Origin of the sequence: Micromonospora noduli, assembly GCF_003264365.1 — a bacterium.
Taxonomy (GTDB): domain Bacteria; phylum Actinomycetota; class Actinomycetes; order Mycobacteriales; family Micromonosporaceae; genus Micromonospora; species Micromonospora noduli.
Genome location: NZ_PYAK01000056.1, coordinates 18,394 through 39,666, shown reverse-complemented (window position 1 = coordinate 39,666; position 21,273 = coordinate 18,394). Strand labels below are relative to the sequence as shown.

Annotated in this window: 19 protein-coding genes; 14 read left to right on the top strand and 5 right to left on the bottom strand. The window is 70.8% G+C overall.

Annotated elements, in window-relative coordinates:
* The 6 genes from GUI43_RS27805 to rny all read left to right on the top strand — a co-directional run.
* Positions 1 to 682: MFS transporter (locus GUI43_RS27805; RefSeq protein ID WP_146765963.1), on the top strand; the 682-nt coding region annotated here is incomplete at its 5' end.
* A 5-nt stretch (positions 683 to 687) separates the two neighbouring features.
* A complete protein-coding gene (locus tag GUI43_RS27800; protein ID WP_030489422.1) occupies positions 688 to 888 on the top strand; it encodes a DUF3046 domain-containing protein in 201 nt (66 codons plus the stop codon).
* Between the two features lie 184 nt (positions 889 to 1,072).
* Positions 1,073 to 2,119: a recombinase RecA gene (gene recA, locus GUI43_RS27795; RefSeq protein ID WP_007456801.1), complete on the top strand. Its 1,047-nt coding sequence runs from the start codon at positions 1,073 to 1,075 to the stop codon at positions 2,117 to 2,119.
* A gap of 14 nt (positions 2,120 to 2,133) precedes the next feature.
* Entirely contained in the window at positions 2,134 to 2,832 is a 699-nt protein-coding gene (locus tag GUI43_RS27790; protein WP_112604541.1) for a regulatory protein RecX, read from the top strand.
* Positions 2,833 to 2,864: 32 nt separating this feature from the next.
* Entirely contained in the window at positions 2,865 to 3,569 is a 705-nt protein-coding gene (locus tag GUI43_RS27785; protein WP_112700132.1) for a 3-keto-5-aminohexanoate cleavage protein, read from the top strand.
* Between the two features lie 554 nt (positions 3,570 to 4,123).
* Complete coding sequence (gene rny, locus GUI43_RS27780) at positions 4,124 to 5,890, top strand: ribonuclease Y (RefSeq protein ID WP_112586655.1); 1,767 nt, start codon at positions 4,124 to 4,126, stop codon at positions 5,888 to 5,890.
* Between the two features lie 200 nt (positions 5,891 to 6,090).
* Here rny and GUI43_RS27775 read toward each other — a convergent pair whose 3' ends face one another.
* The 4 genes from GUI43_RS27775 to GUI43_RS27760 are packed head-to-tail and all read right to left on the bottom strand — an operon-like array spanning position 6,091 to position 9,513.
* Positions 6,091 to 7,077 (bottom strand): amino acid ABC transporter permease, encoded by a 987-nt coding sequence (locus GUI43_RS27775; protein ID WP_112700129.1) that lies wholly within the window; start codon positions 7,075 to 7,077, stop codon positions 6,091 to 6,093.
* Positions 7,074 to 7,781, bottom strand: coding sequence for an amino acid ABC transporter permease (locus GUI43_RS27770; protein ID WP_112586661.1), 708 nt, complete (start codon positions 7,779 to 7,781; stop codon positions 7,074 to 7,076). The genes GUI43_RS27775 and GUI43_RS27770 overlap by 4 nt, the downstream gene beginning before the upstream one ends.
* 41 nt (positions 7,782 to 7,822) lie before the next feature.
* Complete coding sequence (locus GUI43_RS27765) at positions 7,823 to 8,701, bottom strand: glutamate ABC transporter substrate-binding protein (RefSeq protein WP_112586663.1); 879 nt, start codon at positions 8,699 to 8,701, stop codon at positions 7,823 to 7,825.
* A gap of 56 nt (positions 8,702 to 8,757) precedes the next feature.
* Positions 8,758 to 9,513, bottom strand: coding sequence for an amino acid ABC transporter ATP-binding protein (locus GUI43_RS27760; RefSeq protein ID WP_088946762.1), 756 nt, complete (start codon positions 9,511 to 9,513; stop codon positions 8,758 to 8,760).
* Positions 9,514 to 9,708: 195 nt separating this feature from the next.
* On the opposite strand from GUI43_RS27760, the gene selD reads away from it, so the two are divergent.
* The gene (gene selD, locus GUI43_RS27755) at positions 9,709 to 10,698 is read left to right on the top strand and encodes a selenide, water dikinase SelD (protein WP_112586665.1); all 990 of its coding nucleotides are present in this window, start codon (positions 9,709 to 9,711) and stop codon (positions 10,696 to 10,698) included.
* Positions 10,699 to 10,928: 230 nt separating this feature from the next.
* Positions 10,929 to 11,408 (top strand): hypothetical protein, encoded by a 480-nt coding sequence (locus tag GUI43_RS27750; protein ID WP_112586667.1) that lies wholly within the window; start codon positions 10,929 to 10,931, stop codon positions 11,406 to 11,408.
* Between the two features lie 48 nt (positions 11,409 to 11,456).
* Here GUI43_RS27750 and GUI43_RS27745 read toward each other — a convergent pair whose 3' ends face one another.
* The gene (locus GUI43_RS27745; RefSeq protein WP_112700128.1) at positions 11,457 to 11,705 is read right to left on the bottom strand and encodes a DUF2277 family protein; all 249 of its coding nucleotides are present in this window, start codon (positions 11,703 to 11,705) and stop codon (positions 11,457 to 11,459) included.
* Positions 11,706 to 11,844: 139 nt separating this feature from the next.
* Between GUI43_RS27745 and GUI43_RS27740 the strand changes: the two genes are divergently transcribed.
* The 6 genes from GUI43_RS27740 to fxsT all read left to right on the top strand — a co-directional run bounded on the left by GUI43_RS27740 (position 11,845) and on the right by fxsT (position 21,240).
* Entirely contained in the window at positions 11,845 to 12,033 is a 189-nt protein-coding gene (locus GUI43_RS27740) for a hypothetical protein (RefSeq protein ID WP_112586670.1), read from the top strand.
* Complete coding sequence (locus tag GUI43_RS27735; RefSeq protein WP_112700127.1) at positions 12,034 to 14,373, top strand: FxsB family cyclophane-forming radical SAM/SPASM peptide maturase; 2,340 nt, start codon at positions 12,034 to 12,036, stop codon at positions 14,371 to 14,373. It abuts the gene before it with no gap.
* Positions 14,357 to 15,181 carry an AAC(3) family N-acetyltransferase gene (locus GUI43_RS27730; RefSeq protein WP_225855055.1) on the top strand — a complete coding sequence of 275 codons (825 nt, stop codon included), beginning with the start codon at positions 14,357 to 14,359 and terminating at the stop codon, positions 15,179 to 15,181. Before GUI43_RS27735 ends, GUI43_RS27730 begins: the two co-directional genes overlap by 17 nt.
* 347 nt (positions 15,182 to 15,528) lie before the next feature.
* Entirely contained in the window at positions 15,529 to 16,146 is a 618-nt protein-coding gene (locus tag GUI43_RS27725) for a TIR-like protein FxsC (RefSeq protein ID WP_225855054.1), read from the top strand.
* On the top strand, positions 16,143 to 17,387 hold the full coding sequence (locus GUI43_RS27720; protein WP_112604517.1) for a TIR-like protein FxsC: 1,245 nt from the start codon (positions 16,143 to 16,145) through the stop codon (positions 17,385 to 17,387). The genes GUI43_RS27725 and GUI43_RS27720 overlap by 4 nt, the downstream gene beginning before the upstream one ends.
* Positions 17,377 to 21,240: an FxSxx-COOH system tetratricopeptide repeat protein gene (gene fxsT / locus GUI43_RS27715; protein WP_112604514.1), complete on the top strand. Its 3,864-nt coding sequence runs from the start codon at positions 17,377 to 17,379 to the stop codon at positions 21,238 to 21,240. The genes GUI43_RS27720 and fxsT overlap by 11 nt, the downstream gene beginning before the upstream one ends.
* Positions 21,241 to 21,273 lie beyond the last annotated feature (33 nt).

Sequence of the window (21,273 nt, the reverse complement as noted above, 5' to 3'; positions counted from 1 at the left end):
GGCCGAGGCGCCGGCGGCAGGTGGCGGTGCGACGCCAGCCGCCGCGCCGGTCAAGGCGCACGCGCCGCGCGGCGCCGGGATGCGTGCGGCCTGGTCGGTGGTACGCGGACAGCCCGCCGCCCGACTCGGCATCGCCGCCGTGGCGGTGGGTCACCTGGTGATGGTGGCGGTGATGGCGATGACTCCGGTCCGGCTCGGTGAGTCGCACGCCGACGCCGACGTGTTGCGGCTGGTCGGCATCGTGCTGAGCCTGCACATCGCCGGCATGTACGCGTTCTCCCCGGTGGTCGGTTGGCTCACCGACCGGCTCGGCCGGCGGGCGGTGATCCTCGGCGGGGTCGGGCTGCTGCTGGCCGCCTGCGCCGTCGCCGGCACCGCCGGGCACCACACGCCTCGGCTCTCGGTCGGTCTGGTCCTGCTGGGGTTGGGCTGGTCGGGGACGATGGTGGCCGGCTCAACCCTGCTGTCCGAGTCGGTGGCGGCCGAGGTGCGGCCGAGCGTCCAGGGGCTGTCCGACCTGATCATGGGGCTGGCCGGGGCCGGGGCCGCCGTGGTCAGCGGGTTTGTCATGCAGTTCGCCGGATATCCCGTGCTCACCCTGCTCGCGGCGGTCGCGGCGGCGCCCCTGGTGGCGCTAGCGTTGCGCCCGGTGCCGACCGGGGCACCGGACGAGGAGGGCTGATCACTGTGCGGCTGACCGACTTCTGGACGCGGTTGGACGAGGCGTTCGGGCCCGGCTACGCGGCCAGCATCGCCCGCGATCAGGTGCTGTCCCAGCTCGGCGGGCGGACCATCGAGCAGGCCCTGGCATCGGGGGAGCAGACACACGTGGTGTGGCGTGCGGTTTGTGCCGCGTACCCCGACCGGGTGCCCGCTCGACTACGCTGAGCAGCCTTTTCGTCGGTTCCGCGTGTCGCTTGTCGAGTCGTACACCTGTTCGGCTATTGTCCACAGCGGGGTGCTCGTCCACAGCTCGCGGCCCGTCGGCTGGTTTTCTGTCGGACCTAGCGCCTAGCGTGTCCGCGTGACGCGAAGCTCAGCAAAGACGCCGGCGAAGGCAGGGGTGGCAACCATGGCAGCAGGGCCTGACCGGGAGAAGGCACTCGACCTTGCTCTCGCTCAGATTGACAAGCAATTCGGCAAGGGCTCGGTGATGCGGCTGGGTGACCGGCCGGTCGTCCAGACCGCAATCATTCCGACCGGCTCCATCGCACTCGACGTGGCCCTCGGCATTGGCGGCCTGCCCCGTGGCCGGGTGGTCGAGATCTACGGTCCCGAGTCCAGCGGTAAGACCACCGTGGCACTGCACGCGGTGGCCAACGCCCAGCGCAACGGCGGCATCGCCGCCTTCATCGACGCCGAGCACGCGCTCGACCCGGAGTACGCGAAGGCCCTCGGTGTCGACACCGACGCGATGCTGGTCTCCCAGCCGGACACCGGCGAGCAGGCGCTGGAGATCGCGGACATGCTGATCCGCTCCGGCGCTCTGGACATCATCGTGATCGACTCGGTGGCGGCCCTGGTGCCGCGCGCCGAGATCGAGGGCGAGATGGGCGACAGCCACGTGGGCCTCCAGGCCCGGCTGATGAGCCAGGCGCTCCGGAAGATCACCGGTGTGCTCAGCAACACCGGCACCACGGCGATCTTCATCAACCAGCTGCGGGAAAAGATCGGCGTCATGTTCGGCAGCCCGGAGACCACCACCGGTGGTCGGGCGCTGAAGTTCTACGCCTCGGTCCGGCTCGACGTGCGACGCATCGAGAGCCTCAAGGACGGCACCGACGTGGTCGGTAACCGCACCCGGGTCAAGGTCGTGAAGAACAAGGTCGCCGCGCCGTTCAAGCAGGCCGAGTTCGACATCATGTATGGCAAGGGCATCTCGCGTGAGGGCTCGCTGATCGACGTCGGCGTGGAGCAGGCGATCATCCGCAAGTCCGGAGCGTGGTACACGTACGACGGCGACCAGCTCGGCCAGGGCAAGGAGAAGGCCCGGGAGTTCCTGAAGGAAAACCCGGACGTGGCTGCCGAGATCGAGAAGAAGATCCTGGAGAAGCTCGGCGTCGGGGTCGGCGCGGGTGACGCCGCCGGTGGCCCGGAGCTGCCGCCGGTCGACTTCTGACCGGTCGCTGACCCATGGCAGGACGACGCGCTCGTACGGGGCGGGGCTGGGATGCCAGTCCGCCTCGTACGGGCGACGCCACTGATGCGCCCCGCCCTCGGCGGGGCCGCCGGGGTCGGTCCGAGGAGGCCGACACCGTCGAGTCTCCGACGCCCCCTCGCGACGAGTCGGAGTTGGCCCGCGAGATCTGCCTGCGCCAGCTTGCCGTCCGGCCCCGCACCCGGGCCGAGCTGGCCGGGGCGTTGGCCAAGCGGGGCATCTCCGAGGAGGTCTCGGCCGAGGTCCTCGACCGGTATGACGAGGTCGGCATCATCGACGACGCCGCGTTCGCCCGGGCCTGGGTGTCCAGCCGGCACGCCGGGCGCGGCCTCGCTCGCCGGGCACTCGCCAACGAGCTGCGCCGCAAGGGCGTGGACGGCGAGGTGGCCACCGAGGCGCTGGGTGAGCTGGACGAGGAGACCGAGGCGGACACCGCCCGTGGCCTGGTGGAGCGCAAGCTGCGCACCGCCCGAGGCGAGCCGGACGCGGTCTTCCGCCGGCTGGTGGGCATGTTGGCCCGCAAGGGTTACCCGCCTGGTGTGGCCATCCGGGCGGTGAAGGACGCGCTCGCGGCGCAGAGCGCCGAGGCGGCCGAGTTCGCCGAGCAGATCGACGCCGACGCGCTCGCCGACGCCGAGGGCGAGTTGGAGCGCGACAACCGTCTGGTCGAGTGAGCGGGCCGCTGCGACTCCCGATGGGGGCCCCGATGTTGAAGGCTTGTCTGAACGGTGGGCGCGGCCGGGAAGCCCATCCGGCCGTGCCGCTCACGGCGGCGGAGCTCGCCGCCGATGCGGCCCGCTGTGTGGCGCTCGGGGTCGCGGCCGTGCACGTCCATCCCCGGGACGAGGCCGGCGTCGAGTCGCTGCGGCCGACGGTGATCGCTGAGGCACTGACCGCGATCCGTTCCGCCCGGCCGGGGCTGCCGGTGGGGGTGAGCACCGGCGCCTGGATCGTGCCGGATCCGGCTGCCAGGGTGGCCGCCGTCCGGGCCTGGCCGGTGTTGCCCGACTTCGCCTCGGTCAACGCGCACGAGCCCGGCGCCGAGGCGGTCGCGGCCGCCCTGCACGAGCGTGGTGTGCTCGTCGAGGCAGGGCTGTGGACGCTCGACGCGGTCGCGGCGTACCGGAGGTGGCGGGTGCCGGCCGGGCGGGTTCTGGTCGAGTGCATGGCCGTGGAGGTGGCGGTCGCGTTGGCCGACGCCTCCCGGGTTCTCGCCGCGCTGCCGGCGGACGCGCCGTCGGTGCTGCTGCACGCCGAGGGACCGGCGACCTGGCCGGTCCTCGCCGAGGCGGTACGCCGGGGTCTGGACACCCGAATCGGGCTCGAGGACACAGTGTGTCTGCCGGACGGCTCGCCCGCTGCGGACAACGCGGCGTTGGTCGCGGCAGCGGTGGCGGTCGGTGCCAGCTGACGTCGGTTAGACGGTTGGGTCACACCTCCCTCGGTCCTCGGCCTCGTCCGACGACCCCTTGGACGGCACTGAGCAGGCCCGACACGTCCGGGGGGCAGCACACCTCGCGGAGTTTGTCCCTTCCTGTCCGGCGCGATATCAGCGCGCGGTAACGGTTCAACTTCTCTCCGTTCGGGGGGTTTGATCATGAGTCCTTGACCAGAGCACCCCCGGCGACCTAGCCTCGCCATACAGGCTCACATTGCCCGACCAGCGCAGGCTAAGCGCACAACATAGATCGCGTAACAGAACAGCATCACTTTGGCCGACTCCGCGGCCTTTGGCGGCAGTTCCGGACAGGCCGGTCCGGAACGCTGCGACAACTGCACCCGGTCGCCGACGCTGCCCACGGGCACCGCCGGCGGAGAAAGCTACCCACGGCCAGCCGCTCCGGTCGGGCGTCCACAGCCGCAGGAGTGTGCCCCTGGCACGGTCGCTGCGGTCTCGACGTTAGGGGAGGCGGCCATGGCGGGGCGGCGGCACAGGTTCATCGGTAGACCCGACGGGGTCCCGGCATGAACGCGTTCGACGTCGTGCTCCTCGCGGCCGTCCTCGTCCTCGCGGTGGTGGTGATCGGGGCCGTGCTGGTCGGCATCCGGACACTGCGCCGGATGGGCGCCGCGCCGGCACCGGAGGATCCCGCCTTCATCGCCGAGAAGGACCGCCAGGAGCAGTCCCTCGCGGCCCTGCGGACCGCGGCCGACGAGGCGAACAGCACGATCGACGTGGCGAAGTCAGCGGCCGCCGCGGCCCGTACCGAGGCGGCGGCGGCGAAGGCCGAGGCGAAGGCGGCCCGCGCCGAGGCGCGCCGGGTCCTCGACGACGCCCGGGCCGAGGCGGACACCGTTCTGGAGCGCGCCCACAAGCAGGCCGAGGCGGACGCCGAGCAGTTGCGGACGGCAGCCCGGCGCAGCGGCGAGCGGGAGGTCGCGGTGCTCGCCGCCACCACCCGGGAGCAGGCCGCCGAGGTGGAACGCCGGGCAGCTCGGATGGACGAGCGGGAGCGGATGCACACCGAGGAGGTGGAGCGTTTCGCCGAGCGGGAGCGACAGCTCACCGCCGCGAAGGCTGCCCTCGCCGCCCGGGAGGCCGCGCTCGCCCAGCGGGAGGCCGAGCTGACCGAGTCGGAGGAGCTGCGCCGCCGGGAGCTGGAGCGGGTCGCCGGGCTCACCGCCGAGTCCGCCCGACTGGAGCTGGTCGACGCCATCGAGACGCAGGCCAAGCGGGAAGCGGCGCTGCTCGTGCGGGACATCGAGTCCGACGCGCGCAACACCGCCGAGCAGCGCGCCCGACACATCGTGGTGGACGCGATCCAGCGGGTCGCCAGCGAGCAGACCGCGGAGAGCGTGGTCAGCGTCCTGCACCTCCCCGGTGACGAGATGAAGGGGCGGATCATCGGCCGGGAGGGGCGCAACATCCGCGCCTTCGAGTCGGTGACCGGCGTCAACCTGATCATCGACGACACCCCCGAGGCGGTGCTGCTCTCCTGCTTCGACCCGGTCCGTCGCGAGGTGGGCCGGGTGACCCTGGAGAAGCTGGTCCTGGACGGGCGCATCCACCCGCACCGGATCGAGGAGGTCTACGACCTGGCCCGGCAGGAGGTGGAGCAGCTCTGCCTCCGCGCCGCCGAGGACGCCCTGGTCGAGGTCGGCATCACCGAGATCCACCCGGAGCTGGTGACCCTGCTCGGCCGGCTGCGCTACCGCACCTCGTACGGGCAGAACGTGCTCAAGCACCTGGTCGAGACCGCCCACATCGCCGGCATCATGGCCGCCGAGCTGCGGTTGGACGTGCCGATCATCAAACGGTCGGCGTTCCTGCATGACATCGGCAAGGCGCTCACCCACGAGGTGGAGGGCAGCCACGCCATCATCGGCGCGGACCTGGCCCGCAAGTACGGCGAGCACGAGGACGTGGTGCACGCCATCGAGGCGCACCACAACGAGGTGCCCCCGCAGACCATCGAGGCCGTGCTCACCCAGGCTTCCGACGCCTGCTCCGGTGGTCGGCCGGGCGCGCGCCGGGAGAGCCTGGAGGCGTACGTCAAGCGGCTGGAGCGGATCGAGGAGATCGCGGCCAGCAAGCTCGGCGTGGACAAGGTCTTCGCCATGCAGGCCGGCCGGGAGATCCGGGTGATGGTCAAGCCGGACGACGTGGACGACATCGGGGCGGCAGTGCTGGCCCGCGACGTGGCCAAGCAGATCGAGGAGGAGCTGACCTACCCGGGTCAGATCCGGGTCACAGTGGTCCGCGAGTCCCGGGTCACCGAGATCGCCCGCTGAGCCGTTTGATCGACTCGGCTTCCTGGAAGTCGGTGGGTCGCACGCGTCGGGACACCGCGATTTCCTGAAAACCGAGTCGATCACCCTCCCGCAGCGGCCGCGCGCGGAACGACGCGACACGCACAACCCGCGCAGATGACCGAAGGCCGCCCCGAACTGCTCGGGGCGGCCTTCGGGCCTTCTGGTCGGTGTGGAGTGGCTCAGGCGCCGCCGCCACCTCCGCCGCCGCCCCCACCCTCGGCCTGGGAGATCAGGGCTGCCGGCGGCGGGTTCTGTGCCGGGGTGCCGGCCGTCTTGCGACCCCGGGCGAGCCGCCGCTGGACGTACTGGGCGAGCTTCGACAGCGAGTAGTTCACCACGATGAAGAGCACGGCGATCACGACGTAGACCTGGATCGGGTTGCCCAGCACGCCGATGAGCTGCTTGCCGATGTTCAGGGTCTCCTCGTAGCTGATGATGAACCCCAGCGAGGTGTCCTTGAGCACCACGACCAACTGGCTGATCAGTGCCGGCAGCATGACCCGGAAGGCCTGTGGCAGCAGGATCATCCGGGTGGTCTGTGCCGGGGAGAGTCCGATGGCGGCGGCGGCCTCCGCCTGACCGCCGGGCAGCCCCTCCATGCCGGAGCGGAGGATCTCGCCGATCACCACCGAGTTGTAGATGGTGAGGCCGATGACCAGGTACCAGAAGTTGTCGAAGTACAAGCCGAACTCGGGGAAACCGCGAGCCACGAAGAAGATGGTGAGCACGACGGGCAGGCCGCGGAACACCTCGACGCAGACCCGGGTGACCGCCGACAGCAGCCTGCTCAGCCCGCGCAGCAGGTACGCCAGCGGCGTCGCCACGCCGGTGAAGCGCCGTCGGATCAGGCTCTTGAGCTGGATCCGCAGCACGGCCAGCAGCGTGCCGATCACCAGCGAGGAGACGATGGCCAGGGCCGCCGCGAGCAGGGTGTTCTTGAAACCGAGGCCGATCCGCTCCCACACCTGGGAGAAGTTCTCGTTGGAGGGGTCGATCAGCGGGCCCCACAGCTCCATCGAGAGCTGGCCATTCTCGTCCAGGGGCCGGTAGATCAGGAAGTATGCGCCGACGAGCAGCACCACGCCGGCGACGAGGCTGCTGATCAGGGTGATCCGCCGCTGCCGGGGGCCAGGGACGTCGTAGAGGACGCTGGTCTGCTGACTCATCGGGCCACCGCCTGTCGCTTCTCGATCCGGTCCAGCAGGGCGCCGAGCGGCACGGTCATGATCAGGTAGCCGATCGAGATGCCGATGGCGACCGGGACGAAGGCATAGCCCTCGGCCCCGGTGAGCTGGTCGGCCGTGGCCGACAGGTCACCGGCAACCCCGAAGAAGCCGGCCAGCGCCGAATTCTTGATCATCGCGATGATCACCGAACCGAGCGGGACGATCGAGGCCTTCCAGGACTGTGGCAGCACCACGTAGCGCAGGTTCTGCCCGAAGGTCAGGCCCAGTGACCGCGCCGCCTCCGCCTGGCCGGCGGGCACCGCGTTCACCCCGGACCGCAGCGCCTCGCAGACGAACGCCGCGGTGTAGAGCACCAGGGCGATCAGTGCGAACCGGAAGTACGGCAGGTCGGTGCCGAGCCGGGTGAACAGCGAGTCGAGCACCGGGATGCGGAGGAAGTCCGCGTTGGAGCCGAGCGCCGGCAGGCCGAACGCGGCGAAGAACATCACCACTGTCAGCGGCATGTTGCGGAAGACGTTCACGTAGCCGGTGCCGAGCGCGCGCAACGGCGGCACCGGTGAGATGCGCAGCACCGCCACGATGGCGCCCAGGACGAGGGCGCCGATCGCGGCGAGGATGCAGATCTGGAGGGTGAGCCAGAAACCACCCGCAAAGACGTCGAACTTGTCGATGAGCACGTTCACGGGTCGGTGTTCCTCCCCACCCTCCAGATCGAAGGATCAGATCAGTAGCGGTTGATGGTGGGCGCCGAGCCCAGTTCCGCGCCGAACTTGCCGGCGGTGTTGTCCCAGGCCTTCTTCCAGCTGCCGTCGGCGACGGCCTTGTCCAGCGTGTCGTTGATGAAGCTGCGGAAGTCCGCGTCCTCCTTCTTCACCCCGATGCCGTACGGCTCCTTGGTGAAGTTGCTGCCGGCCAGCTTGAACGACGCCTCGTCCTTGGCGATGTAGCCGAGCAGGATCACGTTGTCAGTGGTGACGGCGTCGACCTGGCCGCTCTTGAGGGCGTCCCGGCACTTGTCGTAGGTGTCGAAGGGCACCAGCTGGGTGGCGACGTCCTTGACGTACTTCTTGATCTCCTCGAACGGCGTCGAGCCGGTGACCGAGCAGACCTTCTTGGTGCCGTCCTTGAACGAGTCCGGACCGGTGATGGTGGTGTCGTCCTTCTTGACCATGATGTTCTGGCCGGCCTCGTAGTACGGGCCTGCGAAGGCGATCCGCTCCTTGCGCTTGTCGTTGATCGTGTAGGTCGCGGCGACCAGGTCGACAGTGCCGTTGACGATCACGTCCTCGCGGACCTTCGAGGGGGCCTCGACCCACTCGATCTTGTCCTCGGGGATGCCGAGCTCCTTGACGATGATCTTGGCGATCTCGACGTCGAAGCCCTCCGGCTTGCCGGAGAGGCCCTTCAGGCCGAAGCCGGGCTGGTCGAACTTGGTGCCGACCTTGATCTTCTGGGCCTTGTTCAGCTTCTCCATGGTGGTGCCGGCGGTGAAGGACTTGCTGCCAGCGCCGGTGCCCTCCCCGCCGTCGTCGCCACCACAGGCGGTGAGGCCGAGCGCCAGAGCGGCGACCGCGGCGACTGCCGCAACGCGCTTGATACGCATACTCTTCTCCTTCTTCAACGGAGCCCACCGAGTACGGCGCGCTCCACTACGGACGCCTAGTGCGTGAGGATCTTGGAGAGGAAGTCTCGGGCCCGCTCGCTGCGCGGGTTCGCGAAGAACTCCGCCGGTGGGGCGTCCTCGACCAGTTGCCCGTCGGCCATGAAGATGACCCGGTTCGCCGCGTGCCGGGCGAAGCCCATCTCGTGGGTCACCACGACCATCGTCATGCCGTCGCTGGCCAGCGAGGTCATCACGTCGAGCACCTCGCCGACCATCTCCGGGTCCAGGGCGCTGGTCGGCTCGTCGAAGAGCATCGCCTTGGGCTGCATGGCCAGCGCCCGGGCGATGGCCGCCCGCTGCTGCTGGCCGCCGGAGAGCTGGGCCGGGAACTTGTCCGCCTGGTTGGCGATGCCGACCCGGTCCAGCAGGGCCAGGCCGCGCTCGCGGGCGGCGGTCGGCTTCTCCTTGCGGACCTTGATCGGGCCGAGGGTGACGTTCTCCAGGATGGTCTTGTGCGCGAAGAGGTTGAACGACTGGAAGACCATGCCCACCTCGCTGCGCAGCTTCGCGAGGGGCTTGCCCTCGGCCGGCAGCGGCTGACCGTCGAAGGTGATGGTGCCCGAGTTGATCGGCTCCAGTCGGTTGATCGTGCGGCACAGCGTCGACTTGCCGGAGCCGGACGGGCCGATCACCACGACCACCTCGCCCCGACCCACTGACAGTGAGACGTCGTCCAGCACGTGCAGCGGCCCGAACCACTTGTTGACCGCGTCCAGCACGATGAGCGGTTCGCCCGTCGTCACGTCGTCCACCGTCCCCTGTCGTCTCCCGGATCGGGGTCGGTTGACCCCCGGTGCGGCCACTGTAGGCGGCCTGATGTGGCAGAACGCAACCCAGCGGGTCACGGAGCGGTAACACCGGTCACGATCGTTCTCGGGCGTCCGAATTTGGTCACCGGATGGGTGGTCGCGGTGGCGATCGTGGCGCGTTGTCGCGATCATTGGTGAATGACCGAACCCGTACGGTTGACCAAGTACGCCCGCGGCGGTGGCTGCGCCTGCAAGATCCCGCCGGGCGAGCTGGAGATCATGGTGGCTGGTCTCGGCCCGGCGACCGGCACCGCCGAGTTGCTGGTCGGGTTGGACCACGGCGACGACGCGGCTGTGGTGCGCCTCGATGAGCGGACCGGCCTGGTCAGCACCGCCGACTTCTTCACCCCGGTGGTCGACGACGCGTACGACTGGGGTCGGATCGCAGCGGCCAACGCGCTCTCCGACGTGTACGCGATGGGCGGCACCCCGCTGGTGGCGCTCAACCTGCTCTGCTGGCCGCGCGACGTGCTGCCGCTGGAGTTGGCCCGTGAGGTGCTGCGCGGCGGCCAGGACGTGGCGCGGGAGGCCGGCTGTCACCTGGCCGGCGGGCACAGCGTGGACGACGACGGCCCGAAGTACGGTCTCGCGGTCACCGGCACGGTCCGACCGGAGGAGCTGATCACCCTCGACGCCGGGCGGGCCGGGGTGCCGTTGTCGCTGACCAAGCCGCTCGGGGTGGGTGTGCTGAACACCCGGCACAAGGCGACCGGTGAGAGCTTCCCGGAGGCGGTGGCCACGATGAGCGCGCTCAATCGGGAGGCCGCCCACGCGGCGGTCGCCGCCGGCATCCGGTGCGGCACCGACGTGACCGGGTTCGGGCTGCTCGGGCACGCCTCGAAGCTGGCCCGGGCCAGCCAGGTCACGGTGGCCATCGACACCGCCCGGGTGCCCTATCTGGCCGGCGCGCGTGAGGCGCTGCGCGACGGGTTCGTCAGCGGCGGCAGCCGGCGCAACCTGGAGTGGGTGACCCCGTGGACGGACTTCGGCGCGGCTGACGAGGCGGAGCGGTTGCTGCTGGCCGACGCGCAGACCTCAGGTGGCCTGCTGGTCGCCGGCGAGGTGCCCGGCGCTCCCGTGGTGGGCGAGCTGCTGCCCCGGGGGGAGCACCTGGTCGTGCTGCGCTGACCGGGGGCGGTCGACCCGCGGCGGAACACGCGGTGGCGGTGGCGCGGATGGCGCACCATACCCGATAAACTGTCACCTTCCCGCTACTCCGAGCAATGCCGCTCAGGGAAATTTTGCCCGGAATGGTCACAGACCGGTAACTTGCCCCCGGCTGGGGTCAAATGCCCCCCACCATCGTGTGTAAGGCCCGATCCGGAGGCCGGTGGGGACGAACGCAGCGAGGAGGCGGAATGACCGAGCTGTGGAACTGGAGAATCGACGGGGCTCAACCCGTGGAGGTCTACCCGGCGCTGGCGGAAGCGCTTGGTCGGGTGGTGATGCCGCTGGCGGTGGCCGACCCGGCGCGGCTGCCGGCGTACGCGGTGGTGTGTGACGTCTGGCAGGCGCCGGGCGAGTTCGCGACGGTGGTGGACTGCTACGGGGTGCCCGAGCAGCTCTCCGAGCACGCGAGCATCGCCGCGCTGGCCCGATTGCTGGGCCGCAACTGCCTGTTGCGCGACGACACGCTCGACGCGGGCCGGCACCTGCTCGTCGCTCCGGACGGCACGGTCCGTCCGGTGCACTTCGACGTGCGGGACACCGAGGACGGTGAGGTGCTCAGCAGGCTGCGGCTGTGCTCGCTGGGTGACCCAGGTTGTCGGGGCTGGTCGCAGTGCCACCGCTCGCGCTGGGCGCCCGACACGATCGCCCCAGCGCTCGCCGCGGCCTGACCCTCTCCAGGGTCAGGCCCGGCCGGGTGCCGTGCCGGTCAGCGGCGATCAGCTGGCCGCGGTGGCCGACCGGTCGGTGGTGCCCGATCCGGCACCCCGCACCACCAGATGGTCGAGCAGGGTGCGCGTCGCCTCGGCCACGGTGGCCACCGCGGCGTCGAACGCGGCGGCGTTGTGCGCGGCGGGCGCCCGGAAGCCAGAGATCTTCCGGACGTACTGCAACGCTGCCGCCTCGACGTCCGCGTCGGTCACCTGCGGGGTGAACGGCTCACGCAGCGTCTTGATGCTCCGGCACATGTGAGTTCCTCCTCGGTTGGTGCGCTACTTGACCAACGATGACATCGTTGGGGCTGTTGCCTATTCTGGTGGCGCGTCAGGGCCCTCGGGCCGTCCATCACACCTCCCGTGGCGCGTCCGCGGGACCCGGAGAATCATTGTGGACAACGCACCCACCCGCCCATCCCGTCCGGGCCTGGATGACCTCACACATAGCCTGGACATCCCGCTTGAGCGGATCGCCGTCGAGCACGCCGATCTGGTCGAGGCGATCCGGCGGCGCGTCGTTGAGGGTGGGCCGGTGCCCTCCGGCACCGTGCCCGTCGCCCTCTTCAACTCGGCCATCTGAATGGTGGCCTGTCGGTGTGGTCCATCCGGAGCGGGTGGATCATGTCGACGGATCAGCCAGTTCGTACTGAAGGTGCACAGCCGGTGCGACCTCAGCTGCGACCACTGCTATGTCTACCAGCACGCCGACCAGACCTGGCGTGGTCGACCGGTGCGGATGCCGCTGGCCACGGTTCGAGCCGTCGCGCAGCGGATCGCCGAGCATGCCCGCGAGCACGAGTTGCCGGTCGTGCACGTGGTGCTGCACGGCGGTGAGCCGTTGCTGCTGGGGGCGGCGGGATTACGAGAGGTGCTGGCCGAACTGCGCGCGGCGATCACCCCCTGGACGCGACTCGACCTGCGCATGCAGACAAACGGCGTGCTGCTCGACGAGGAGCTGTGCCGGCTGTTCGTCGAGTACGACGTGCGGGTCGGTGTGTCCTTAGACGGCGACCGGGCCGCCAACGACCGCCACCGGGTCTTCGCCCACGGCGGCAGCAGCCATGACCACGTCCGCCGGGCGCTGGCCCTGCTCCGACGGCCGGAGCACCGCGCCAGCTACGCCGGCATCCTCTGCACGATCGACGTCCGCAACGACCCCGACCGGGTGTACGAGGCGCTGCTGGCTGAGAGTCCGCCCCGGGTCGACCTGTTGCTGCCCCACGCCACCTGGGACCATCCGCCGGAGCGCCCCGGCCCCGAGCCGACCCCGTACGCGGACTGGCTGGGGCGGATTCACCGGCGCTGGGTGGACGACGGGCGGCCGATGTCGATCCGGATGTTCGAGGCGCTGCGCCCGGGCGGCGGCGGCACCGAGGCGTTCGGCCTCGCACCAGCCGATGTGCTGGTCGTCGAGGCGGACGGGAGTTGGGAGCAGGTCGACTCGCTGAAGACCGCGTACCACGGCGCGGCCGGCACCGGTTTCGACGTGTTCGACCACTCGGTGGACGAGGCCACGCGGCACCCCGGGGTCGCGGTCCGGCAGGACGGCGTGGCCGGGCTCTGCGCGACCTGTCGGGCCTGTCCGGTGGTCGACCGGTGCGGCGGCGGCCTGTACGCCCACCGTTGGCGGACCGGCTCCGGCTTCGACAACCCCTCGGTGTACTGCGCCGACCTGCTCCGCCTGATCGACACAGTGGACGCCTACCCGCCGCCCACCCCGCCCGCGTCGGGCGAACTGTCGACCATCTCGCCCGTCGACGAGTTGCTGGACGACCTGGCGACCGGGCACGGGTCGGCGTCGACGCTCGCGCTGCTCGCCGCCACCCAGCTCTCCATCACCCGGGCGTTGCTGGCGGCCTGCCGGGACGGATCCGGCACCACGCCCGCCTGGGAACTGCTCGTCCACCTCGACCAGGCGGCACCGGAGGCCATCCGAGCGGTCCTGGCGCACCCCTTCGTCCGGCCCGGGCTGGTGCATCGCCTCCACTCGTCGGCCCCGCCGGGCGTCGGCGCGGCAGTCGACCCACTGCCGGCCCTGGCCATCGCCGCGGCGCTGCGGGCCGGCGTCCCGGCCGCGTTGCACGTCCCGGTGCGGGCCGACACGATAACGTTCCCCGCGCTCGGCAGCCTGGTGCTGCCCGGCCTGGGGGAGAGCGCCGAGGTGACAGTGCGACCCGGCGAGTTCCAGGTCCGAGGTGGGTCGGTCGAGCAGACGGTGCTCCTCGATCCGGTGGCGCAGCCGTCGACCGGATGGTTTCCGACCCGCGACGTGTCGGTGCCCGGCGGCCGGCTGCTCCTTGAGGACGGTGACCCGTACCGCGACTGCTACGGCCAGCCGGTCGAGCCCCGCCTGGACGGTCCGGCGGCGCGGGCGTTGGGCCGTACCCTGGCGGAGGCCTGGCGGGTCGTGCACCGGGACGTGCCGGCGCACGCGGCGGCGCTCGACGGCGGCCTGCGTGCCGTTGTTCCATTGGCGGCTGACCCGGCGCGACCCCTGCGAAGCGCCACCGCCCGGCACGCGTTCGGCGCGGTCGCCGTCACCCCCCATTCCGACCCGGAGACGATGGCGGTGCTGCTCGTGCACGAGTGGCAGCACGCGAAGCTGGGTGCGGTTCTTGACCTGTACGACCTGGTCGAATCCGGCCAGGCCGCCCAGATCCGGGTGCCCTGGCGCCCCGACCCGCGGCCACCGGAGGGCGTCCTCCAGGGCGTCTACGCCCACCTCGCCATCACCCAGGTCTGGCAGTCCCGGGCGGCCACCGACCAGGGCGACGCGTCGGCGAACGCGGCCCACTTCCTGGCGTGGACCCGGGACGGTGCCGACGCGCTGCTGGCCAGCCGGTCGCTCACCGCGGCGGGCGAGCGGTTCGTCGGCCAACTGCGCCACGCCCTGGAGGAAACCCGTGCCGGGGCCGGATGAGCGTCAACCGTCCACACTGGGCCGTCTCCGCCTCGCCGACGACCTGCGGGCGATGGGCGTCCGCGCGGGTGCGTGCCTCCTGGTGCATTGTGCCCTCCGCCGGGTAGGCCCGCTCAGGCACGGCCCCGCAACTCTCGCCGGTGCCCTGCGGGACGTCCTCGGCCCGGCTGGCACGCTCCTGGTGCCCACCCAGACCGACGGCAACTCGACCACCTCCCGAGCCCACCTGGAGGCAATCGCCGGTATGGACCGTGCGCAGCGCGAGCGGTACGAGGCGGCGCTGCCGGGCTGGGACCGCCGGACCACCCCGTCGCAGCGGATGGGGGCGCTCGCCGAGTACGTCCGGTGTGCCCCCGGTGCCGTGCGCAGCGACCATCCACAGACCTCGTTCGCCGCGCTCGGCCCCCAGGCCCGGCAGCTCACCGACGACCATGACCTCACCTGCCACCTGGGAGAACGCTCACCAATGGGCGGGCTCTACGCGGCGGACGGGCAGGTCCTGCTGCTCGGCCTCGGCTACGAGGCGTGCACCGCCCTGCACCTGGCCGAGTACCGGCTGCCGGTGCCGCCTCCCGAGCGCGACTACCAGTGCTTCCGGCTTGTCGACGGGCGGCGGGTCCGCCTCGATTTTCGGGCTCTCGACCTGGACGACCGGGACTTCCCGGCGGTGGGTGCCGCGCTCGACGAGACGCCGTTGGTGCGGCACGGTCGGGTGGGGCGGGCAAGCGCGCGCCTGCTGCCAGTGCGTGCCGTAGTGGACTTCGCGATCGGCTGGTTCGGCGTGCACCGTCTGGCGGCGCGACGGTGAATCGGGTCCAGCCCGATTGGTCGGATGTACGACACCGGAGGTCTCGTCCTGCCCTCCGGCTCGGTCAGGACCCGTGCGGCCCGCCGCACCCTGGCCGAATGCCGGCTGCTGTTGCCGCATGAAGGAGCGGCCGTCCGTCCGTCGTGGCCCGGTCAGGGGAGCGACGGCCCGGCTGCTGCCGATACCCGCCACAGTGGCCTTCGTCGTACAGTGACGTGGCGGCACCGGATCAGTCTGCAGCATTGACGAACGCCTTAGGCTGAAACTCCGGTCGCTTTCCGGACGGCGGAGGAACGACGGTGAGCGAAGCGGTAGCAGTCGCTGATACGCGAACCCCGCTGTTCTTCGTGAGCTATTCACGTCCGCAGATCCGGCGGGCCGGTAACACCCCCCACGCGTACCTCTCGCGGTTCTTCGACGACCTCTCCACCCATGTCAGCGAGTTGGTCGGCCTGCCGACCGGGGTCGACCCCGGCTTCATGGACAGCTCACTGGGCGGTGGTGAGCGCTGGACCCCCGAACTGTTGCGCGCCGCCGGGACCTGCCAAGTGTTCATTCCGCTGGTGTCCAGCTCGTTCATCAGCAGTGCGTGGTGCGCCATGGAATGGCATGCCTTCGCACGACGTCGCATCGAACCACGTGTCGCGGGTGGCTCCGCGCACGAGACGGCGATCGTGCCCGTCAACTGGTCGCCGACCGCCGAGTCGTCGCTGCCGCCGAGCATTCGTGCCATCCAACGGTTCTCGCCGACCGCCATACCGGATGACAACACCGTCGCGCGCCAGTACGAGCAGGAGGGGGTCTACGGCTTGCTGACCATGCAGCAGGAGCAGGCGTACCGCGCGGTGGTGTGGCGTCTCGCCCAGCGGGTGGTGGCGATCCATCGGGCCTACCACGTCCACCCGCTGGTGCCCGCGGGCGTCGATGAGCTGCGCACGCTCTTCACGGAGGAGGCAGCCGCATGACGCCGCTCACCGCCGAGGGGCGGGCGCCGACTCGCCAGACCTACTTCTTCCTGAGTTACGCGCATTCCGCGCCGCTGCTGGGTGCCCGCACCGACACCGACGTCTGGGTCGACCGGTTCTTCGCGGATCTGTCGGGTGAGGTGAGTCGGCTGGTGTCCCCGCGGCCGGGCGTGGAGATCGGTTTCATCGACCAGTCCATCCCACCGGGCGCCGACGTGAAGGCGGCCCTGGCGGACGCTCTCGGCGCGGCCCAGGTGTTCGTGCCCCTCTATTCGCCAGGCTACTTCAGCAGATCATGGGCGCTGGGCGAGCAGGAGTCCTTCCTGACTCGGCTGCTCCGCGTGGCCGGGGAGCCGACGTCCCCCGTCGTACCGGCCGACCACGTGGCGCCGGTCCTCTGGATTCCGGTGCCCAGTTGGGAGGAGCATCCCGAACTCGACGCGGCACTGGATCTGGGTCGGGACGTGCCCGAGTACGCCGAGAACGGCATGCGTGCGCTCTGCATGCTCGGCGCGTACCAGCAGCCGTACCAGATCCTGCTCGGGCGGCTGGCCCGGCGGATCGTGGAGCCCACCCAAAGGATCTGGCTGCGTCCGTCCCGGGCGCCCACCCTGGACGTGTCGCGGCGGATCGCAGCCAACCCGGACTTCGTGGTGACGGTGCTGGCACCCACCCGGGACCAGCCGCCCGAGGGCCGGGAGGCGTCCTGGTACGCAGAGCGCAGCCGCCTCTGGCGTCCCTTCGGGGCGCGGCAGGAGCTTCCGGTGGCCGAGTACGCCGCGAGCACTGCCGAGCGGCTCGGACTGTCGGTGCACACGAGCGACTTCGCCGACGCCGAGGAGCTGTTCGAGATCCGCCCCGGCGTGCTTCTGATCGACCCGTGGTTCACCGAGCTTCCCGGTGGCACAGCCGCTCTGCGGGCCGCCGCGCGGGCGCTGCCGCCGTGGGTGGTCCCGCTCGTGGTGACCGACGCCGACGACCCGCGCGACGCGCACCGGGGCGCAGACCTGGCGCGGCTGGTCCTGGGCGTACTGCAGGACGCGGGCGCGACGCGAGCGCGGTGGGTCGGGCGGATGGACGAGTTCGCCGGGCTGATGCCGACCGTGGTGACCGAGGCCCGGCGGCTCTACCTGAAGCACGGCGCGGTGTTCCCGGCACCGGGGCCCGGTACCCGGCCACCCAGCCTGCGCGACCCGGCCCCGTCATCGTTCGAAGCCCCGGAGATGCCCGATGAGCACTGAGCGCGACGGTCAGATAGTCACCTTCTACTCGTTCAAGGGCGGAACGGGCCGGACGATGGCGCTGGCCAACGTCGCGTGGATCCTCGCTGCCAACGGCAAGCGGGTGCTGGTCACCGACTGGGACCTGGAATCGCCCGGGCTGCACCGCTTCTTCCACCCCTTTCTGGACGTGTCGGCGATCGGCGGCACCGCCGGGGTCATCGACCTGATCCGGGACTACGAGTCGGAGACCATCCGCGAGGCGGTACGGCCGGAGGGCTGGGTCGAGCAGTTCGCCCGGGTCAACCGGTACGCGTTCTCGCTGGCCTGGGAGTTCCCCGGCGGTGGCGGGCTGAACTTCCTCTCCGCCGGCCGGCAAAACGGCGACTACGCCGTTTCGGTGAACGGGCTGGACTGGGACACCTTCTATCACCGCTTGGGCGGGGCGCAGTTCTTCGAGGCACTCCGCGAGGACATGAAGCGCGAGTACGACTACACCCTGATCGACAGCCGCACGGGGCTCAGCGACGTCGCCGACATCTGCACCCTGCACCTGCCGGACACCCTGGTCGACTGCTTCACCCTCAGTGACCAGGGCATCGAGGGTGCCGCTCAGGTCGCCAGCGCCGTCGCCTGGCACCACTCACGCCGCGGCATTCGGATCCTGCCGGTGCCGATGCGGGTCGACCAGGCGGAGAAGGAGAAGGCCGACGCCGGACGGGCGCTCGCGATGCGCCGCTTCGCCGGTCTGCCCACCGAGATGACGGAGGCGGACCGGCGCCGCTACTGGGCGGCGGTGGAGGTGCCGTACCGGCCCTTCTACGCGTACGAGGAGACGTTGGCGACCTTCGGCGACGCGCCCGGCTCACCCACGTCGCTGCTGGCGGCGTTCGAGACGCTGACAGCGGAGTTGACAAACGGCGAGGTGCGCGCGATGCCGCCGATGGACGAGTCGGTGCGCGAGCGGGAGAAGGCCCGCTTCCGGCGCCGCCACAAGCTCCCCGACGACGACCTCATGCTCCGCTACGCCCCGGAGGACGCGGTCTGGGCGGAGTGGATCGAGCGGGTGCTCAGCTCGGCTGAAATACGGGTCGTCGACGGCACCCGGCCGATCGAGTCCGACGCCCGCCCGCCGGCCCGTACGCTGACCATTCTCTCTTCGGCCTACGTGGCCCTGCCCCCCGCCGCGTTGCCTCCGCGGGACCCGACCGCCGACACCACTCCGCTCGCGGTCTACGTGAGCGATCTGCGGCCACTCGCGGAGTTCGCGGTGGCCTCCTCCACCCAACTGGTCAACGTCACCGCGGCGACCGCCGCCGAGCGGTTACTGCGACTGGTGGGGCGCCCGTTGCCGCTCCGCGTCGACGGCCCGGCTGACGCCGGCCTGCGTTTCCCGGCCGCCGAGCCGGCCGTCTTCGAGGCCCCGAACCGCAACGCGCGGTTCACCGGACGGGAGAATGAGCTGGCCCTCCTGCGCCGACACCTGACCGGGCCGGTTGCCTTGCCGGTCGCGTTGCAGGGGATGGGTGGCGTCGGCAAGACCGAGCTCGCCCTGGAATACGCGCACCGGTTCAAGTCCGCCTACGACGCGGTCTGGTGGATCTCCGCTGGCGCGACGGAGTCGATCGGCGCCGACGTGGAAAAGTCGCTGGCGGCCTTCGCCGACAGGCTCGGCGTCGGTGGCAACACGGACCAGGCGGACAACGCACGCGCGGTGCTGGAGGCGCTCGGGCGCGGTGAGCCCAGGCGGTGGCTGTTGGTGATTGACAACGCCGAGGAGACGGCCCCGTTCGAGCGCTTCCTGCCGCGCGGTGGGCACGTGTTGCTCACCTCGCGCAACCAACTCTGGGGGGATCGGGCCACGCTGATCCAGGTCGACGTGTTCGCCCGTAAGGAGAGCGTCGCCCACCTGCAACGTCGGGTGCCCTCCCTCACTGAGCACGAGGCGGACCGGATCGCCGACGCGCTCGGGGACCTGGCGGTCGCGGTGGCCACGGCCGGCGCCTACCTGGCAGACACCGGTACCTCGGTTGACGCGTACCTGGAGCAGATCGAGCGGCAAGGTCCCAGCGCCCTCTCCGTGGAGGCCACCTGGGATCTTTCGTTGGCGCGGCTGCGCGCGCAGTTCCCGGCGGCGTACCGGCTGTTGCAGCTCTGCTCGGTGCTGGCCTCCGAGATAGACCTGGGACTGCTGTACAACGACGAGATGGTGAAGACGTTGGCGCCGTTCGATCCCGCGGTGTCGGAACCCATGATGATCGGGCGGCTGGTCCAGCGGATCAACCGGTCAGCGCTACTCACTATGAACATGTCCGAGCAACGGGTCCTGGTGCACCGGTTGCTCCAGGCGGTGGTACGGGGCGGGATGACCCCGGACGAGGTCGCCGACACCCGACACAAGGCACACCTGGTGCTGGGCAAGGCGTGGCCTGGCGGCGACGCCGACGATCCGCGCACCTGGGACAGGTTCCGGAGGCTCTGGCCGCACATCGAGGCTTCCGGCGCCATGGGCAGCAAGGACGAGTCGGTCCGGGAGCTGATGATCGACCGGGTGCGGTATCTGTGGCGTCAGGGAGAACTCGACGAGGCGAACGCGTTCGCCAAGGAGGTCGACGGGGTCTGGTCGAAGCGGCGGGCCCGCCTCTACGGCACCGAGGAGCTCGCCACGTTGCGTCGGCAGTTGCTGCACCTGCGCTTCAATCGTGCGAACGTGCTGCGGGCACTGGCCCACTACGTCGAGGCCCACGACCTGGACCAGGAGACTCACGAAGCGCAACGGGAGCTGCTGGGTGACCGGCATTCGCACACCCTGATGACCGCCGGCAGCCTGGGTGCCGATCTGCGGGCCCTCGGCCGCTACACCGACGCGATCGAGCGTGATCAGGAGACCTACGACGCGTGGAGTGAGGAGTTCGGCGAATACCATCCGCGCACGCTCTTCGCGGCCAACAACCTCGCGCACTCCTATCGCCTGGTGGGCGACTTCCGCTCGGCGCGCGTTCGGGACGAGGCGGTGTTCCAGCTCCGTCGGCAGGTGCTCGGCCCGGAACATCCGTACACCGTGCACTCTGCCGCGCAGCTGGCACGCGACCTGCGGGAGGCCGGTGAGTACGCCAACTCGGCCAAGATGCTGCGCACAGTGCACGAACAACTCGCCAGCCTGAAGGAGATCGGCAGCGAGGCGGGGGACACGCTGAACGCTCAGGTCAGTCTCGCGGTGTCGCTGCGGAGCGCGGGCCAGTTGGTGGAGGCAGCCGGACTGCTCGACGCGGCGTACCCGGTGCTCGAGGAGAAGTTCGGGCGGGACAATCCCGAAACGTTGATCTGCCGTGCAGCGCTGGTCGCGAATCTGCTGGCACTCGGCGACACCGGACGCGCGGTGGCCGAGGCGACACAGGTGGCAAGGATCTACGAGCAGCGGCTCGGGGCCACCCATCCGCACACCCTGGGTGCGCTCAGCAACCTCGCCGCGGCGCAGCGGGCCGTGGGCCGGACCGCGGAGGCCCGCGCGACGGCCGAACGGGCGGCCGGTGCCCTGCGCGAGGTGCTCGGCCCGGACCACCCGCACACCCTCGCCGCTGAGGAGAACCTCGGCATCTGCCGCGCCGAGGAGGGGGACCGGGACGCCGCGCTCGACCACCTCCGCGCAACCGCCGAGCGTTGGCTGGCCGCGTCCGGTTCGCGCCACCCGGACGCCCTGCGTTGCCAGGCCAACCTGGCGCTCGTCCTGCGCGAGAACGTGGGTGACCGGCCGCCGACGGTCACCGCCGAGGTCGTCTCGTTGGGTGAGGTCGTCGGGGCCGACCACCCGGGCGTGCGGGCGCTGCGGGACGGGCACCTGGTCGCCCGGATCATCGATCCTCACCCGTTCTAGCCCGTACGACACCAGGCCCGGCCTCACCGCGTC

Coding starts and splice junctions, on each gene's coding strand:
- recA (WP_007456801.1), top strand. CDS start 1,073: ATGGCAGCAGGGCCTGACCGGGAGAAGGCACTCGACCTTGCTCTCGCT.
- GUI43_RS27790 (WP_112604541.1), top strand. CDS start 2,134: ATGGCAGGACGACGCGCTCGTACGGGGCGGGGCTGGGATGCCAGTCCG.
- GUI43_RS27785 (WP_112700132.1), top strand. CDS start 2,865: ATGTTGAAGGCTTGTCTGAACGGTGGGCGCGGCCGGGAAGCCCATCCG.
- rny (WP_112586655.1), top strand. CDS start 4,124: ATGAACGCGTTCGACGTCGTGCTCCTCGCGGCCGTCCTCGTCCTCGCG.
- GUI43_RS27775 (WP_112700129.1), bottom strand. CDS start 7,077: ATGAGTCAGCAGACCAGCGTCCTCTACGACGTCCCTGGCCCCCGGCAG.
- GUI43_RS27765 (WP_112586663.1), bottom strand. CDS start 8,701: ATGCGTATCAAGCGCGTTGCGGCAGTCGCCGCGGTCGCCGCTCTGGCG.
- selD (WP_112586665.1), top strand. CDS start 9,709: ATGACCGAACCCGTACGGTTGACCAAGTACGCCCGCGGCGGTGGCTGC.
- GUI43_RS27750 (WP_112586667.1), top strand. CDS start 10,929: ATGACCGAGCTGTGGAACTGGAGAATCGACGGGGCTCAACCCGTGGAG.
- GUI43_RS27745 (WP_112700128.1), bottom strand. CDS start 11,705: ATGTGCCGGAGCATCAAGACGCTGCGTGAGCCGTTCACCCCGCAGGTG.
- GUI43_RS27735 (WP_112700127.1), top strand. CDS start 12,034: ATGGTGGCCTGTCGGTGTGGTCCATCCGGAGCGGGTGGATCATGTCGA.
- GUI43_RS27720 (WP_112604517.1), top strand. CDS start 16,143: ATGACGCCGCTCACCGCCGAGGGGCGGGCGCCGACTCGCCAGACCTAC.
- fxsT (WP_112604514.1), top strand. CDS start 17,377: ATGAGCACTGAGCGCGACGGTCAGATAGTCACCTTCTACTCGTTCAAG.